This window comes from Variovorax sp. SG517 (genome assembly GCF_013376045.1).
Classification (GTDB): Bacteria; Pseudomonadota; Gammaproteobacteria; order Burkholderiales; family Burkholderiaceae_C; genus Variovorax.
In genome coordinates this window covers 486,989-501,791 of record NZ_JABMJG010000001.1, presented here as the reverse complement: position 1 = coordinate 501,791, position 14,803 = coordinate 486,989, and the positions used below count along the sequence as shown (strand labels likewise).

Here is a 14,803-nt window from a genome sequence, read left to right as displayed (position 1 = left end):
GTGTGTTGAGGGAAATCTCGGGCTTTGGCTCTGGGTAGTGGTGCTCATTTCCCGATTTCGAGGAAACGAATCTGAATCCAGAGTTTTTCAGACCCATATGACTGAGGTGAGCACTGACAAGAAGTGACTATCTGGTCTGTCCAACTGGCCGGGTACGTGTGATGGAGTGGACTCCCAACCGGAGGCCGCCAGCCCCCTCCTAGAATGCCCCGCGTCCTCCCGATCAAGGGCGGGCCTGCAAGAAGGGGAGTTCCAGTTGGCCAACCGTTCCTACCTCTACAGCCTCGGCAACAGGCCCGTTGCCTATGCCGACCGCCCGGAAACCATCTCGGGCCTGTCCGAGTGGCCGTACGACGTGCCGTTCATGTTCCGGCTGCTCATGTCGGGCGATCCCCAACTGTGCGCTTCGCTGGTGTCCGATGGCTTCGACGGCGACGAGCCGGGGAGCAAGACCAGGCTCCATGCGATCAGCAGTTCCTTCGATCCCGGCTTCGAGCGTGTGCGGCGCTTCATCGACATCGTCCGGCCGCTGCTTCTGGCGGCTCCGGAGACCGACCCGCAGTCCGCCGCCGAGGCGCAGCCGCAGTCGCCGCAATCGCTGCTGGGGCGCTTCAAGGAGTTGATCTCGCCCGGCAGGAACGCGCCAGTGCGGGCCGCGCCGCCATCCGCCCCGGTCCGGCTCCCGATCTGGCTGGACGAGACGATCGCGTTCCTCGAAGCCCACCGCGACCGCTACCTGCTGCTGGAGACGGTCGAGCTCGACACCATGTCCGAGGAAACGGAAGACGCGCTGCGTGCCTGCGTGGAGCAGGAGATCGCCCGATGCCTCCATGCGGGTGCCGCCCTCGACGCCCTGCCGGCCGACACTGCCGAAGCTGGCCGTCTGCTCAAAAAGGCGATTGCGCAGAAAGGCCCGGCCCCGCTCGATGCCTTCTTCGGCCTCCGTCTCGACGACGACTGCGACAGCACCCGCAACGGCGCCACGAAGCACCCGCTGGGTCTTCAGTGGTCGGATGTGCTGTATTTCGATTTGTGGAATCGCGCCGAATTCGAGGCGCATCGCGACGAGCGCTGAGCCGCGGGCGCTCGTCAGCTGCCCGGTGACTGCCGCGTCACGGTGCCCTGGAACTCCTCGACCGACGCAAGCAGCGGCGTCGCCTTGAAGCAGGCGATCTGCACGTCTTCGGCCGTCTTTCGCTCGATGCACAGGGCCACGGCGTGCGCGTCGTCCGGCTGCATGCGCCAGAACCGCCAGCGCTGGGGGGCATCGTCAGCCAGGTCGTGCCCGAAGGCGATGGCGGTGCCTCCGCCCTCATCGAGGCCGAAGGAGAAGCGGTCCAGCGGAATCGACAGGCCCATGCCGCGCGCCTTGATGTAGCTTTCCTTGAGCGTCCACAGGTCCCAGAAGCGCGCCGGCTGCAGCCCAGCGGGCAGTTGCCCCAGCGCCCGCGCCTCCTTCGCGGAGAAGAAATGCTCGGCGATCTCCAGCGGCGCGTTCCTTGCCGTGTGCTCGACATCCACGCCCACCTCGCGCTCCACTGTCAGTGCCGCCACCATCAGCGAGGCGCTGTGCGAGATGTTGAAGCGCAGGCGCCGCGCCTGCGGCAGCGCATTGGCGATTGCGGGGCGTCCGTAGGCGTTGCTCTCGAATTCCCAGTCCCGCGGCGCGATGGGCGCGTAGCGCGAGAGAAGCGTGCGGATCAAGCCCCGCGTCATCAGGTACCTGCGACGGTCCCGGGCGAAGTGAAAGCGCCCGTGCTTCGCGCGTTCCTCGGGCGTCATCAGGGCCATGGTGGCCTCCTCGCAGGCGGCGTCGTCCTGTTCCGGAACGTACAGGTGCCAGAGATGCACCTGCTGCGGGTCGATCTGCAATTGCATGCCCCGGATTCTGGCCTGCCCCGGCCGCATTCAGCCCGGCTTAAGTTTGGCCGCCGATACTGCAGGGGACGGTCAGCCGGCGTTGGTAGAGGTGGCCTGGATCAGGTCCCGCCCCTTCGATGTTGGCGGTTCCTCGAGGCCGGCGATCGTCACGTTTCTTCCCGGGCCCCGCATCCGGAGTCATGCGCGGGCCGCTTCCCCCAGCCAGAGCGGCTCGTTCGACGTGTCCGGAAAGCCCGAATCGTCCACCGATCCCGCCTGCGCCGCGGCCGTCACGTGGCGAAGCTCGTAGCCGCGCCCGTACACCGAGTGCAGGACGAATTCACTTCCCTTGTGCAGCGACAGCTTGCGGCGCACGTTCGCCACGCAGCAGTCGAGCACGCGGCTCTTGCGCTCGATGCGCGAATCCGTCCACAGCGAGCCCAGCAGCCATTCGCGCTCCAGCAGCCGGTCGGCATTGCGGAACAGCAGCAGCGCCAGCTCGAACTCGCGCGGCTTCAGGCGCACTTCCTGGCCCTTGCACGCCACCACCTTGCGGCTGCCGATGAAGCGGTAGTCGCCGAAGGCCGCGCTCACCGCCTGCGTGTTGAGCACGGCCTCGTTGCGCCGCAGCGCCTCGCGCACGCGCAGGCCCACCTCGAAATCGTCGACAGGCAGCACCGCGAAATCGACGCCGGCACCCCGCGACTCGGGGTCGGTGGTCGACAGCACCTCGGCCAGCAGGTCGCGCTGCATGGCGTTGGCGATCAGGAAGATCGGCAGGCGCAGTGCCTTGCACATGGCCGTGAGCAACGGCCACGCGCCTTCGTCCTTCAGCACCGCCAGCAGCAGGTCGAAGTGGCTGCCCCGCGTCGCGGCCCGCAGGAAGTCGGCGCTGCTGTCGAAGCAGACCGGCGTGCAGCCCATCAGCCGCAGCTTCTGGCCCCATGCCCGTCCCTGGGCCTCGTCGCAGCCCACCATGGCCACCTGCCGCGATTCGCCGTGAGCATCGTTGTCCATGTCGGGAGCTTCCATGTGTGGTGATCGTGATGGTGTTTGCGATTCCGGCGGCTGCCTCAGCGCTCGTGCGCGGAGCGCGGGAGCTTCCAGCCGATGCCGGCGTTGAAGCCCCAGTCCCGCCCCGCGTTGGCGACGGTCATGCCCCAGGCCATCCGTCCGTCGTCCGACATGGCCCTGAAGCCCAGGCTCGTCGCGGCGTAGCCCTTGTAGCTGCCCATTGCCAGGCCGATGGCCTTCTCGCCCGGCTGCAGCGCCGGCACGTATGCGGCCGTCATGGCCGCGGCCATCGCCGTGCCCGAGTACGCGATGCGCTCCACGTCGCGCAGCGCGGCGCCGGCCTGGTCGAGCTGCCCGAGGTTGATCGCATCGCCGGGCAGCGCGCCCGGCGCCACATTGGTGACCAGCACGCCCTCGGCCGCTTCCGCCACGCCGTGCAGGGTGGTGGCGCACAGCCACAGCGCGACCAGCAGCCCGGCGCGCACGCGATCAGCCCGCCGCGAGGCGGTTGCCCGAGCCCGCCTGTGTCTTGCGCACGCCGTCCGGTCCGTAGAACAGCTGCGCGCTGGCCTGCAGGAAATGCAGCGCCTGTTGAGTGAAATCGAGGTGCGCGTAGACCATCGAGCCGTTGCGCAGGTTGTGGTCCCGTGCCTGACCGGCGACCTGCAACAGTGCTTTCCAGGCCCGTTCCGCGTCCGCGCCGCCTGCCGCGGCCGCCGCATCGGCCCCCGCGCGGCCGGGGCCGAAGCCCAGCGTCGCCTGCAGGGCCTCGCGCTGGGCGTCCAGCTCGGCCATGCGCTCCAGCAGCACGGTTTTTCGCGCGGCAATGGAGGCCAGGTCGGCGAAGGTGCGGTCCGACATGGCCAGCGCCTCCTGGTCCAGCACCGACAGAAATTCCTCGATGCAGGCGGTTTCGGTGCGCAGGTGGCCCAGCAGGCTCGGTTTCATTCGTTGCCGCCCTCGCGTTTCGGGGTGTTCGGGGCGTTCGCGGCGTCCTGGACATTCGGGCTGAGCAGGTCGCGCACGCTAGCCAGCAGGCCGTCGGCGATGCGCTCGGGGCGGACCTGGTAGCGCCCGGCGCGGATGTCCTCGCGAATGGCCGCCACCCGGGCCGCGTCGAAGTCCGCCGCGGCGGCGCCGGTGGCGCCGGGCAGCGAACGGACCTGCGCGGAGGCCGGCGCAGCTTGCCTGGCGCGCTGGGCGGCGTCGGCACCGCTCACCTGGGCCGCGTTGGCCGCGGGCGTTCGGGTAATGGGCTTGGCCGAAGGGGCGGTGGGATCGATTTTCAAGTTGATTCCTCAGGGGCTGACCCGTATATCGGCAGCCGGCGCAAGAACTTTAGGAAGAACGAATGTCGGGCATGCGCGGGTGCCTGGCTTCACTGCGCCAGCTGGATCTGCCCCTCTTCGTCAGCCACGCCGCTGACCAGCCGCCCGTCGCGGGTTCTGGCCTGCACGACGGCCCCCACGGCCGCCCCGGTCATGGCCTTGGCCTCGGTGCTGACGACGAAGCCCTGGCCCTGGGCCACGACCTTCACCGCCTGCCCCTGCTGGATCACTGTGACGCCGCGCACCAGCTCCTTGCGCAGCGGCGCGCCGGGTGCCACGCGGTTGACCGTGACCACGCCGGCCAGCTCCGTGGCGCTGGTGATGACCGAGCGCGGCAGCCGCGTGAGGTCGCCGGTGCGCTCGGCGACGTCGCCCGCGCCCAGCGGCCGGCCCGCGTCGATCGCGCGCGCCGCCACGAAATAGCTGCCTTCCACCGCCACGTGCGCCTGCACGAAGCGCGTCCACGGCCGCTCCGCCTGGCAGCGCACGCCCACCGAGACGCGGCCCCACGGCTTCGCGCCCGGCGGCAGGAAGGCCTCGGGCGCTTCGCACGCGGGCAGCGCGGCGGTGCCGCGTCCCTCGATGCTGATCGTCACCTTGCCCGGCATGCCGGCCGTCTGCACCTGCAGGTATTTCTCGATGACCGCGGCGGCGGCGTCGGCGGTGCCGGTGGAGTTGGCGATGCCGGCGGCGAACGCGAACGCGGATGCCGTGCACGCCATGGCCGCGAGCACCGGCACAACGGCGCGCAGGGCGTGATCGCGAAGCTCGGAAGAGGTCATCGGGTCGTCGGATATGTATGGATGAGAGGGCCTGGATCGCGGTGCGCCACGCGGGAAGAAGGCACGGCGCCGCACGGAAATTCTAGAAATCCGCGGGCCGATCGAAGTTGCGAGCAGCAGGCGAAAACCCCCTTTGTTCGGACGATTGCAAAAGCGGCTCGTGCATAGACTCGCTTTCCATCTGTCGCTGCGCCTTCGTGCGCCTGCGATGCCTCAACGGATGGAAAAGACATGATCGACAAGCTGGATGCGGCGCTTCGCTTCAATCGCGAAGCCCTCAACCTCCGCGCGGAGCGCCAGGAGGTGCTGGCGGCCAACATCGCCCATGCGGACACGCCCAACTACAAGGCGCGCGACTTCGACTTCGGCGCGCGCCTGAGCGAAGCCGTGGAGCGCGGGCGCGCATCGCAGTCGATGTCGCTGGCCACCACTTCGTCGCGCCATCTCGCGGGACAGGCGCAGGCGGTCTCCGACAAGGACCTGCTCTACCGCGTGCCCAACCAGTCCAGCCTCGACGGCAACACCGTCGAGATGGACGTCGAGCGCATCGCATTCGCCGACAACGCGCTGCGCTACGAGTCGAACCTCACAGTCATCAATTCGAAGATCAAGTCGCTGCTCTCCGCGGTGCAGCAGTAAGCAGCAGGAGCCCGTTCCATGCCCTTCAACAGCACCTCCATGAACATCTTCAACGTGGCCGGCTCGGCCATGACCGCGCAGTCGCAGCGCATGAACGCGACCGCGAGCAACATGGCCAACGCCGAAAGCGTGGCCGGCCCCGACGGCATGCCCTACCGCGCGAAGCAGGTGGTGTTCCAGGTCGCGCCTTCGTCGTACGGCGGCGGAGACATCGGCGGCGTCAGGGTGGCCGGCGTGGTGGAAGACCAGTCTCCGCCGCGGCTCGTGTTCGACCCCAAGAGCCCGCACGCCAACGCAGAAGGCTACGTGGCGATGCCCAACGTCAACGTGGTGGAGGAGATGACCAACATGATCTCCGCCTCGCGCAGCTACCAGGCCAACGTGGAGGTGCTCAACACCGCCAAGACGCTGATGGTCAAGACGCTGACCCTCGGCCAGTAACTCCCCAAGTCCCGCAAGACGCACAAGAAAGAACAGGCACGACCGCGCCATGGCCATCTCCAACACCTCGTCCATCACCGGGCAGAACGCCGCCTCCGCTGCCGGCGGCAACGGCAGCACCTCCAACGTCGACAGCGAGCAGCGCTTCCTGAAGCTGCTGGTCACGCAGCTGAACAACCAGGACCCGCTCAACCCGATGCAGAACGCCGAGCTCACTTCGCAGCTCGCGCAGATGAGCACCGTCAGCGGCATCGAGAAGCTCAACAGCACGCTCTCGGGCCTGGTGAGCCAGACCGGCTCCAACCAGCTGCTACAGGCCACCTCGCTCATCGGCTACAACGTGCTGTCGCCGGGCAACACGCTCACCACCAAGGACCCCGAGGCGGGCAAAGAGCCCGCTTCGCAGGCCTTCGCCGTGGAGCTTCCGGGCACCGCCTCCGACGTGGAGATCAAGATCGTCGACGCCACCGGCAAGGTCGTGCGCACCATCGATGCCGGTTCCATGAAAGAGGGCGTCAACGCCGTCACCTGGGACGGCAAGGACGACGCGGGTGCCGTGGTGCCCGCGGGCGCCTACAGCTTCAGCGTGAACGCCACCAACGGCGGCACGACGGTGAAGTCCACCGCGCTCACCTTCTCGCAGGTGGCGGCCGTCAAGCAGGGCGCCAGCGGCGTCACGCTCGAGCTGATGACGGGCAACAACATCGGCCTGTCCGACGTGCGCCTGTTCCTCTGAGCCGCAGGGCTTCTTTCCCGATCGCATCCAGCGAACGCATCCATCGCACCGAAACCAACAAGCAAGGAACCATAGATCATGGCTTTTTCCCAGGGCATCAGCGGGCTCGGCGTGGCCGCCGCCAACCTCGACGTCATCGGCAACAACATCGCCAACTCGGGCACGGTCGGCTTCAAGTCGGCCGCCGCCACCTTCCAGGACGTGTACGCGGGTTCGCGCGTCGGCCTGGGGGCTTCGGTGTCGGGCGTGACGCAGAACTTCTCGCAGGGCGTGACCCAGTCGAGCAGCCGTCCGCTGGACGTGGCCATCCTCAACGGCGACGGCTTCTTCCGCCTGACCAGCGCCACCGGCGAAGTCATGTACTCGCGCAACGGTCAGTTCACGCGCGACAAGGACGGCTACATCGTCAACGCCTCGGGCCTGCGCCTCACCGGCTTCGGCGCGAACGCCAACGGCGGCATCAGCGGCGGCACGCCGGCGGCCATCCAGATCCCGACCACGCCCATGACGCCCAAGGCCACGACCGGCATCGACGCCGAGTTCAACCTCGACGCGCGCAAGACCGCGCCCACCAAGACGCCCTTCAACGCGACCGACTCCGACACCTTCAACTACTCGAACGCCGTCGGCCCCATCTACGACTCGCTGGGCAACCCGCACGACGTGTCCGTCTACTTCGTGAAGAGTGCGACGCCCGCCAACACCTGGAGCGTGTACGGCACGGCCGACGGTGCGGCGCTGAACGCCGGTGCCGCGCTCGGCACCCTGACCTTCGACTCCGCCGGCAAGATGACCGCGCCCGCCAGCGGCCAGCTGAGCCTGGGCACGCTCAACCTCACCAACGGCGCCGCGGCACTCACGCCCACGCTCGACATCACGGGCACCACGCAGTTCGGCGCCGCCAACGCCATGAGCAAGCTCGCGCAGGACGGCTACCGCTCGGGCGAACTCACCTCGTTCTCGATCAACGCCGACGGCACCATCACCGGCAAGTTCTCCAACGAGCAGACCAAGCTGCTGGGCCAGGTCGTGCTGTCCTCCTTCGCCAACCCGAACGGCCTGGAGCCCAAGGGCAACAACGTGTGGGCCGAGACGCAGGCCTCGGGCAACCCGCTCACCGGCACGCCCGGCGAGGGCACCAAGCTCGGCTCGCTGCAGTCGGGCGCGCTGGAGGCATCCAACGTCGACCTCACCTCCGAGCTGGTCAACCTCATCGTCGCGCAGCGCAACTACCAGGCGAATGCGCAGACCGTGAAGACGCAGGACCAGGTCATGCAGACGCTGATGAACATCCGCTGACGCGGCAGTACCGACCGACCGATAAAAGCAGGAGCACCCAGTGGATCGCATGTTGTACGTCGCCATGAGCGGCGCCAAGCAGGTCATGGAACAGCAGGCCGCCGTCGCCAACAACATGGCGAACGTCTCGACGCCGGGCTTCCGCGCACAGATCGCCAACTTCCGCGCGGTGCCCGTGGTCGGCCAGGAGGCGCCTACGCGCGCCTTCGTGGCGGCCACTACGCCAGGCGCCGACTTCACCCACGGCCCGCTCACCGAGACCGGCCGCGCGCTCGACGTGGCCGTGAGCGGCCAGGGATGGCTGGTCGTGCAGACGCCCGACGGCGGCGAGGCCTACACCCGCGTGGGCAACCTGCAGATCGGCGCGGACGGGCAGCTCACCACGATGGGCGGACGCCCGGTGGTGGGCGACAACGGCACGCTCACCGTGCCGCCCGGCTCCACGGTGAGCATCGCCGCCAATGGCCTGGTGGGTGCGCGCGACGCGTACTCCACCACGCTCACGGGCATTGCCGAGGTTGGCCGCCTCAAGCTGGTCAACCCGCAAGTCACCGACCTCGAGCGCGGCGACGACGGCCTGTTCCGCATGCGCGCCGGCCAGCCGCCGGCCGAGGCCGACGAGGCCGTCACGCTGGTCAGCGGCGTGGTCGAGGGCAGCAACGTGAACCCGGTCGAAACCATGGTGGCAATGATCGCCAACGCACGCAGCTTCGAGATGCAGATGAAGTCGCTGCAGACGGCCGACACCAACGCGCAGTCCGCCAACAAGCTGCTGGCCTACGGCTGACGCTCGCGCTCTCTTTCTCGCAACTTCTTCCGCAGGACTTTCGTTCAAATGATCCGCTCCCTCTACATCGCCAAGACCGGCCTCGATGCGCAGCAGACGCAGCTCGACGTGGTCTCCAACAACCTCGCCAACGTCGGCACCACCGGCTTCAAGCGCAGCCGCGCCGTGTTCGAGGACCTCGTCTACCAGAACCTGCGCCAGGTCGGCGGCCAGTCGTCGGACCAGACGCGCCTGCCCTCGGGCCTGCAGGTCGGCACTGGCGTGCACGTGGTCGCCACCGAGCGCATCCACTCGCAAGGCAACCTCACCAAGACCGACAAGCCCACCGACGTGGCCATCAACGGCAGCGGCTTCTTCCAGGTGCTGATGCCCGACGGCACGACCTCGTACACGCGCGACGGCTCGTTCCAGACCGATCGCGAGGGCCAGCTCGTCACCGCCAGCGGCTTCCCCGTGCAGCCCGCCATCACCGTGCCGGCCAACGCCACCAGCATCACCGTGGGCCGCGACGGAATCGTTTCGGTCGTGCAGGCGGGCAGCACCAACACCGTGCAGATCGGCCAGCTGCAGCTCGCCACCTTCGTCAACCCCACGGGCCTGCAGAGCAAGGGCGAGAACCTCTATGCCGAGACCGACGCATCGGGTGCACCCAACCAGGTGAACCCGGGCGTCGACGGCGCGGGCACGCTGAGCCAGGGCTACGTGGAAGCCTCGAACGTGAACGTGGTGGAAGAGCTGGTCAACATGATCGCCACCCAGCGCTCGTACGAGATCAACAGCAAGGCGGTCCAGACCTCGGACCAGATGCTGCAGCGACTGGCCCAGCTGTGATGCTTGAGGCGCTGCGTCTTCTTCGCCGTTGTGCGGCCGGTGCGAGGGCACGGCTGCGGCCGCTGCTCGTGGCTACGGCGGCGGTGCTGGCCACCGGCTGCGCGCAGGTTCCGCGCGAGCCGCTGGTGCACCAGCCGATGACCGCGCGCGCCGACAGCTACGCGGCGGTGCAGTCCCGGCGCTCGCCCGGCGCGATCTTCCAGGACGGCCCCGGCGCCAACGCGCTCTTCGAGGACCGCAGGCCGCGCAACGTCGGCGACATCCTGACCATCCTCATCAGCGAAAAGGTCAACGCCACCAAGAATTCGGGTGCGAACGCCAGCCGCACGGGCAGCACCACGAGCGTGTTCTCCGCCATTCCCAAGCTCATCGGCGGCCTGCTCGACGGGCAGGGCACGAATCTCTCGGGCACCAACAAGCTCGATGCCAAGGGCGGCGCCAACGCCAACAACACCTTCAACGGCGTGATCACGGTCACGGTGACGGACGTGATGCCCAACGGCAACCTGCTGGTGAGCGGCGAGAAGCAGATGGGCATCAACCAGGGCACGGAATACATCCGCTTCTCGGGCGTGGTGAACCCGCGCACCGTATCGGGCAACAACACGGTGCCCTCCACATTGGTGGCCGATGCGCGCATCGAGTACTCGGCCAAGGGCTACATCGACGAGGCCCAGACCATGGGCTGGATGCAGCGCATCTTCCTAAACGTCATGCCGTTTTAAATGAAACACCCCCAGGCTTCGCGCACTTCGTGTCGCTACTCCCACCCCCTTGCAGGGGGCGATGCCAATGGCCCGGCAAAGCCGGTTCCATGGCATCCCACGAAATTTTCTGCTCGCTTGCGCATCGCGGCGGTTGCGGTGGTTGCGTCTTTGTTCTTCGCGCCTGCGCATGCGGAGCGGCTCAAGGAGCTGGCGAGCATCCAGGGCGTGCGCGACAACCCGCTGATCGGCTATGGGCTGATGGTGGGGTTGGACGGCACGGGCGACCAGACGATGCAGACGCCGTTCACCACGCAGAGCCTGAACAACATGCTGCAGCAGCTGGGCATCACGATTCCTCAGGGCGTGAACATGCAGCTGAAGAATGTGGCGGCGGTGATGGTCACGGCCACGCTGCCTTCGTTCGCGCGGCCGGGGCAGAACATCGACGTGACGGTGTCTTCCATGGGCAATGCGAAGAGCCTGCGCGGCGGCACGCTGCTGATGACGCCGCTCAAGGGCGTGGACGGCATGACGTACGCGGTGGCGCAAGGGAACATGGTGGTCGGCGGCGCGGGTGCGTCGGCCAACGGGAGCAAGGTGCAGGTCAACCAGCTCAGCTCGGGGCGCATTCCGGCCGGCGCGCTGGTGGAGCGCACCGTGGAGGCGCCGGTGGGCGCCGAGGGCACTTTCTCTATCGAGCTCAACCGCTCCGACTTCGGCACTACGCAGCGCGCGGTGGATGCGATCAACCGGCAGTTCGGTTCGGGCACGGCCGAGGCCATCGATGCGCGCTCGATCCGGGTGCGCGCACCTGAGCCGCAGCAGCGCGTGGGTTTTCTCGCGCGGCTGGAAGACCTGGAAGTGACACCCACGCAGGCAGGTGCCCGCGTCGTCGTGAATGCGCGCACGGGCTCGGTGGTGATGAACCAGGCGGTTCGCGTGAAGGACTGCGCCATCGCGCACGGCAACCTGTCGGTGGTCATCAACACCGAGCCGGTCATCAGCCAGCCGGGTGCGTTCTCGGGCGGCAGCACGGTCGCGGCGCAGACCTCGCAGATCTCAGTGAACCAGGGCGGCGGCGCGATCCAGATGGTGCGCGGCGGCGCTTCGCTGTCGGACGTGGTCAAGGGGCTCAACAGCCTGGGCGCGAATCCGCAGGACCTGGTGTCGATCCTCCAGGCCATGAAGTCGGCCGGCGCACTGAGCGCCGAGCTGGAAATCATCTGAGGCCGGTGCAATGACCGTATCCGCCACCGACCGCAGCGGCGCGCTCGACCAGCGCTTCGCGCTCGACGTGCAGGGCGTGGACGCCCTGCGGCACACCGTGCGCAGCTCGCCGGAGGAAGGCCTGCAGCAGGTCTCGCGGCAGTTCGAGGCGTTGTTCATGAACATGGTGCTCAAGAGCATGCGCGAGGCGACGCCTTCGAGCGGGCTCTTCGACAGCCAGGACCAGAAGGTGTACCTGTCGATGTTCGACCAGCAGCTCACGCAGAACCTCTCGGGGCGCGGCGTGGGGCTGGCCGAAGCGATGCTCGCGCAACTGCGCCGCAGCATGCCCTCGGGCCCGCCCGACGCGCAGGCCGATGCGGAGATCGGCGTGAAGCCGATGCCACTGGATCCGGCCCTGCCCGGCTTCCCGTTGGGCGCGCGTGCAGGCATTCCGATCGGTTCGGCTCCTGTCGCATCGACGGCGCGCACGGCCGACCTCGGCATCTACCAGGTCAACAGCGAGCGGCGCGCACCGGGCACCGGAGCGAATGCCTCGCTGCAGGCGCAGGCCGACGAGTTCGTCGGGCGCATGGGCGCATCGGCGCAGGCCGCGAGCGCGGCCAGCGGCGTGCCCGCGCCGCTGATCCTCGCGCAGGCCGCGCTCGAATCGGGCTGGGGCAAGCGCGAGATCCGCGCCGACGACGGCACGCAGAGCTTCAACCTGTTCGGCATCAAGGCCGACCGCAGCTGGAAGGGCCCGACGGTCGAGACCACCACCACCGAGTACGTCGACGGCGAACCGCAGAAGGTGCGCGCGAAGTTCCGCGCCTACGGCTCGTACGAGGAAGCCTTCACCGACTACGCCCGCTTCATCACCCGCAACCCGCGCTACGCGAACGTGCTGGCCACCGACGACCCGACAGAGGCCGCCCACGGCCTGCAGCGCGCCGGCTACGCGACCGATCCGCGCTACGGCGAGAAGCTGGTTCGCATCATGCAGAAATTCGGCTGAGCCGCGAGCGCGCTCACCGCATCAAGGAAGACCCATGGCAGAGATCGCAGCAGGAACAGCACGCGCGCAGGCGCCCCAGCAACAGGGCGCGGGCGCCCCCCTGGAGGTCGTGACCTTCAAGCTGGGCGAAGAGGAATACGGCATAGACATCCAGAAGGTGCAGGAGCTGCGCGGGTACGACGCGGTGACGCGCATCGCGAATGCGCCGGAATACATCAAGGGGGTGGTGAACCTTCGCGGGATCATCGTTCCGATCATCGACATGCGCATCAAGTTCAGGCTGGGCGAGCCGACGTACGACCAGTTCACGGTGGTGATCGTGCTGAACATCGGCGGGCGGGTGGTGGGGATGGTGGTGGACAGCGTGTCGGACGTGATCACGCTGGCGGCCGAGCAGATCAAGCCTGCGCCGGAGATGGGTTCGGTGCTGGATGCGGACTACCTGATCGGGCTGGGCACGCTGGAAGACCGGATGCTGATCCTGGTGGACATCGACCGGCTCATGTCCAGCGAGGAAATGGGCCTGGTCGAGAAGATCGCCGCCTGAGCGCCCCAACCCGAACAACAAAGAGACAAGCAAATGTTCCGCATGATGAAGAACTGGACAGTGGGGCGGCGCATGGGCGTCGTATTCGCGTGCTTGCTGGCGCTGCTGGTGCTCATCGCCGGCATCGGCGTGCTGCGCCTGCAGGCCGTGGGCGACGCGACCGCAGGCATGGCCGGCGATTCGCTCGCCAAGGAGCGCCTGGCGGCCGCCTGGCAGCTGGGCACCAACACCAACAGCATCCGCACCTTCTCGCTGCTCAAGAGCGACGATCCGGCCGTGCAGGAGTACCTGCAGAAGAACATCTCGGCCACCAGCGCCCTCATCACCGAGACGCAGAAGAAGCTCGAGGCGATGCTGGACTCGTCCGAAGAACTGGCGCTGAGCGCGGACATCAAGAAGAAGCGCGGCGACTACGTAGAGCTGCGCAACCAGATCCTCAAGCTCAAGGGCGACGGCCGCAAGGACGAAGCGGCGCAGCTGACCGACACGCGCCTGCTGCCCGCGCTGGACGCCTACGACGCGAGCATCCGTGCCATGGTGAGCCACCAGCAGCAGGAGATCGACAAGGCCGCCGCCGGCATCGGCGACCAGTACCGGTCGGGCCGCAGGTGGATCGTCGGGCTGGCCGCGCTCGCCATCGTGGCGGGTAGCGCGATCGCATGGCTGCTGACGCGCAGCATCGTGCAGCCCATCGGCGAGGCGCTGCTCATCGCGGAAACGGTGGCCGCGGGCGACCTGAGTCAGGAATTCGAGACCGAGCGCGGCGGCGACTTCGGCCGGCTGCTGCGCGGCATGGGCGAGATGGAGGACACGCTCACCGACCTCGTGACCCGCATCAAGGCGTCCACCGATTCGATCGCGGTGGCATCGCGGCAGATCGCCGCGGGCAACCAGGATCTCTCGTCGCGCACGGAAGAGCAGGCCAGCTCGCTGGAGCAGACGGCGGCCTCGATGGAAGAGCTGACATCGACGGTGAAGCAGAACGCGGACAACGCGCGGCAGGCGAACCAGCTCGCGGTGTCCGCTTCGGAAGTGGCCGTGAAGGGCGGCAGCGTGGTCTCGCAGGTGGTCGGCACGATGGGCTCGATCAATGCCTCGTCCAAGAAGATCGTCGACATCATCGGCGTGATCGACGGCATCGCGTTCCAGACCAACATCCTCGCGCTGAACGCGGCGGTCGAGGCCGCGCGTGCGGGCGAGCAGGGCAAGGGCTTCGCTGTCGTCGCATCCGAGGTGCGAAGCCTGGCCCAGCGCTCGGCAGCGGCAGCCAAGGAAATCAAGACGCTGATCGGCGACTCTGTCGAGAAGGTCGAAGAAGGCAGCAAGCAGGTGGAAGAAGCCGGTCGCACGATGGAAGAGATCGTGGGCAGCGTCAGGCGCGTGACGGACATCATGGGCGAGATCACCGCTGCGAGCCAGGAGCAGACCTCGGGCATCGAGCAGATCAACCAGGCCATCACGCAGATGGACCAGGTCACGCAGCAGAACGCGGCCCTCGTGGAAGAGGCTTCCGCAGCGGCCCAGTCGCTGCAGGAACAGGCCGAGAACCTCGTGCGCGCTGTCAGCACCTTCAAGCTCGACGCCGAAGTCGAAGAGGCAGAGGCGGTCTGA

Annotated in this window: 18 protein-coding genes; 12 read left to right on the top strand and 6 right to left on the bottom strand. The window is 67.8% G+C overall.

Annotated features, from left to right (window positions below; genetic code table 11):
- The first annotated feature begins 256 nt into the window (after positions 1-256).
- The gene (locus FHT32_RS02195) at positions 257-1,075 is read left to right on the top strand and encodes a hypothetical protein (RefSeq protein ID WP_176663011.1); all 819 of its coding nucleotides are present in this window, start codon (positions 257-259) and stop codon (positions 1,073-1,075) included.
- Positions 1,076-1,089: 14 nt separating this feature from the next.
- On the opposite strand, the gene FHT32_RS02190 is transcribed toward FHT32_RS02195, so the two are convergent.
- The 6 genes from FHT32_RS02190 to flgA form a co-directional block, all read right to left on the bottom strand.
- The gene (locus FHT32_RS02190) at positions 1,090-1,878 is read right to left on the bottom strand and encodes a 4'-phosphopantetheinyl transferase superfamily protein (protein WP_176663010.1); all 789 of its coding nucleotides are present in this window, start codon (positions 1,876-1,878) and stop codon (positions 1,090-1,092) included.
- A gap of 180 nt (positions 1,879-2,058) precedes the next feature.
- Positions 2,059-2,877 carry a winged helix-turn-helix domain-containing protein gene (locus FHT32_RS02185; RefSeq protein ID WP_176663009.1) on the bottom strand — a complete coding sequence of 273 codons (819 nt, stop codon included), beginning with the start codon at positions 2,875-2,877 and terminating at the stop codon, positions 2,059-2,061.
- Positions 2,878-2,933: 56 nt separating this feature from the next.
- A complete protein-coding gene (locus FHT32_RS35345) occupies positions 2,934-3,359 on the bottom strand; it encodes a YadA-like family protein (protein WP_176663008.1) in 426 nt (141 codons plus the stop codon).
- Between the two features lie 4 nt (positions 3,360-3,363).
- Positions 3,364-3,822, bottom strand: a complete 459-nt coding sequence (locus FHT32_RS02175) for a flagella synthesis protein FlgN (RefSeq protein ID WP_176663007.1) — start codon at positions 3,820-3,822, stop codon at positions 3,364-3,366.
- On the bottom strand, positions 3,819-4,163 hold the full coding sequence (gene flgM / locus FHT32_RS02170; protein ID WP_176663006.1) for a flagellar biosynthesis anti-sigma factor FlgM: 345 nt from the start codon (positions 4,161-4,163) through the stop codon (positions 3,819-3,821). The genes FHT32_RS02175 and flgM overlap by 4 nt, the downstream gene beginning before the upstream one ends.
- Before the next feature lie 89 nt (positions 4,164-4,252).
- Positions 4,253-4,984, bottom strand: coding sequence for a flagellar basal body P-ring formation chaperone FlgA (gene flgA / locus FHT32_RS02165; RefSeq protein WP_176663005.1), 732 nt, complete (start codon positions 4,982-4,984; stop codon positions 4,253-4,255).
- A 231-nt stretch (positions 4,985-5,215) separates the two neighbouring features.
- On the opposite strand from flgA, the gene flgB reads away from it, so the two are divergent.
- The 11 genes from flgB (at position 5,216) to FHT32_RS02110 (ending at position 14,803) form a co-directional block, all read left to right on the top strand.
- Entirely contained in the window at positions 5,216-5,623 is a 408-nt protein-coding gene (gene flgB, locus FHT32_RS02160) for a flagellar basal body rod protein FlgB (RefSeq protein ID WP_176663004.1), read from the top strand.
- Positions 5,624-5,641: 18 nt separating this feature from the next.
- A complete protein-coding gene (gene flgC / locus FHT32_RS02155; protein ID WP_176663003.1) occupies positions 5,642-6,064 on the top strand; it encodes a flagellar basal body rod protein FlgC in 423 nt (140 codons plus the stop codon).
- 49 nt (positions 6,065-6,113) lie between these two features.
- On the top strand, positions 6,114-6,800 hold the full coding sequence (locus FHT32_RS02150; protein WP_176663002.1) for a flagellar hook assembly protein FlgD: 687 nt from the start codon (positions 6,114-6,116) through the stop codon (positions 6,798-6,800).
- 78 nt (positions 6,801-6,878) lie between these two features.
- Positions 6,879-8,099, top strand: coding sequence for a flagellar hook protein FlgE (flgE, locus tag FHT32_RS02145; protein WP_176663001.1), 1,221 nt, complete (start codon positions 6,879-6,881; stop codon positions 8,097-8,099).
- A 40-nt stretch (positions 8,100-8,139) separates the two neighbouring features.
- A complete protein-coding gene (gene flgF, locus FHT32_RS02140) occupies positions 8,140-8,886 on the top strand; it encodes a flagellar basal-body rod protein FlgF (RefSeq protein WP_176663000.1) in 747 nt (248 codons plus the stop codon).
- A 48-nt stretch (positions 8,887-8,934) separates the two neighbouring features.
- The gene (gene flgG, locus FHT32_RS02135; protein WP_019656705.1) at positions 8,935-9,717 is read left to right on the top strand and encodes a flagellar basal-body rod protein FlgG; all 783 of its coding nucleotides are present in this window, start codon (positions 8,935-8,937) and stop codon (positions 9,715-9,717) included.
- Complete coding sequence (locus FHT32_RS02130; protein WP_256098843.1) at positions 9,717-10,442, top strand: flagellar basal body L-ring protein FlgH; 726 nt, start codon at positions 9,717-9,719, stop codon at positions 10,440-10,442. Before flgG ends, FHT32_RS02130 begins: the two co-directional genes overlap by 1 nt.
- A gap of 117 nt (positions 10,443-10,559) precedes the next feature.
- On the top strand, positions 10,560-11,651 hold the full coding sequence (locus FHT32_RS02125) for a flagellar basal body P-ring protein FlgI (protein WP_176662999.1): 1,092 nt from the start codon (positions 10,560-10,562) through the stop codon (positions 11,649-11,651).
- Positions 11,652-11,661: 10 nt separating this feature from the next.
- A complete protein-coding gene (gene flgJ / locus FHT32_RS02120; RefSeq protein ID WP_176662998.1) occupies positions 11,662-12,645 on the top strand; it encodes a flagellar assembly peptidoglycan hydrolase FlgJ in 984 nt (327 codons plus the stop codon).
- A gap of 34 nt (positions 12,646-12,679) precedes the next feature.
- Positions 12,680-13,192, top strand: coding sequence for a chemotaxis protein CheW (locus FHT32_RS02115; protein ID WP_176662997.1), 513 nt, complete (start codon positions 12,680-12,682; stop codon positions 13,190-13,192).
- A gap of 42 nt (positions 13,193-13,234) precedes the next feature.
- Positions 13,235-14,803: a methyl-accepting chemotaxis protein gene (locus tag FHT32_RS02110; RefSeq protein WP_176663590.1), complete on the top strand. Its 1,569-nt coding sequence runs from the start codon at positions 13,235-13,237 to the stop codon at positions 14,801-14,803.

Coding starts and splice junctions, on each gene's coding strand:
- FHT32_RS02175 (WP_176663007.1), bottom strand. CDS start 3,822: ATGAAACCGAGCCTGCTGGGCCACCTGCGCACCGAAACCGCCTGCATC.
- FHT32_RS02130 (WP_256098843.1), top strand. CDS start 9,717: ATGCTTGAGGCGCTGCGTCTTCTTCGCCGTTGTGCGGCCGGTGCGAGG.
- FHT32_RS02110 (WP_176663590.1), top strand. CDS start 13,235: ATGATGAAGAACTGGACAGTGGGGCGGCGCATGGGCGTCGTATTCGCG.
- flgC (WP_176663003.1), top strand. CDS start 5,642: ATGCCCTTCAACAGCACCTCCATGAACATCTTCAACGTGGCCGGCTCG.
- FHT32_RS02115 (WP_176662997.1), top strand. CDS start 12,680: ATGGCAGAGATCGCAGCAGGAACAGCACGCGCGCAGGCGCCCCAGCAA.
- flgJ (WP_176662998.1), top strand. CDS start 11,662: ATGACCGTATCCGCCACCGACCGCAGCGGCGCGCTCGACCAGCGCTTC.
- FHT32_RS02185 (WP_176663009.1), bottom strand. CDS start 2,877: ATGGACAACGATGCTCACGGCGAATCGCGGCAGGTGGCCATGGTGGGC.
- flgE (WP_176663001.1), top strand. CDS start 6,879: ATGGCTTTTTCCCAGGGCATCAGCGGGCTCGGCGTGGCCGCCGCCAAC.
- FHT32_RS02190 (WP_176663010.1), bottom strand. CDS start 1,878: ATGCAATTGCAGATCGACCCGCAGCAGGTGCATCTCTGGCACCTGTAC.
- flgB (WP_176663004.1), top strand. CDS start 5,216: ATGATCGACAAGCTGGATGCGGCGCTTCGCTTCAATCGCGAAGCCCTC.
- flgA (WP_176663005.1), bottom strand. CDS start 4,984: ATGACCTCTTCCGAGCTTCGCGATCACGCCCTGCGCGCCGTTGTGCCG.
- flgG (WP_019656705.1), top strand. CDS start 8,935: ATGATCCGCTCCCTCTACATCGCCAAGACCGGCCTCGATGCGCAGCAG.
- FHT32_RS02150 (WP_176663002.1), top strand. CDS start 6,114: ATGGCCATCTCCAACACCTCGTCCATCACCGGGCAGAACGCCGCCTCC.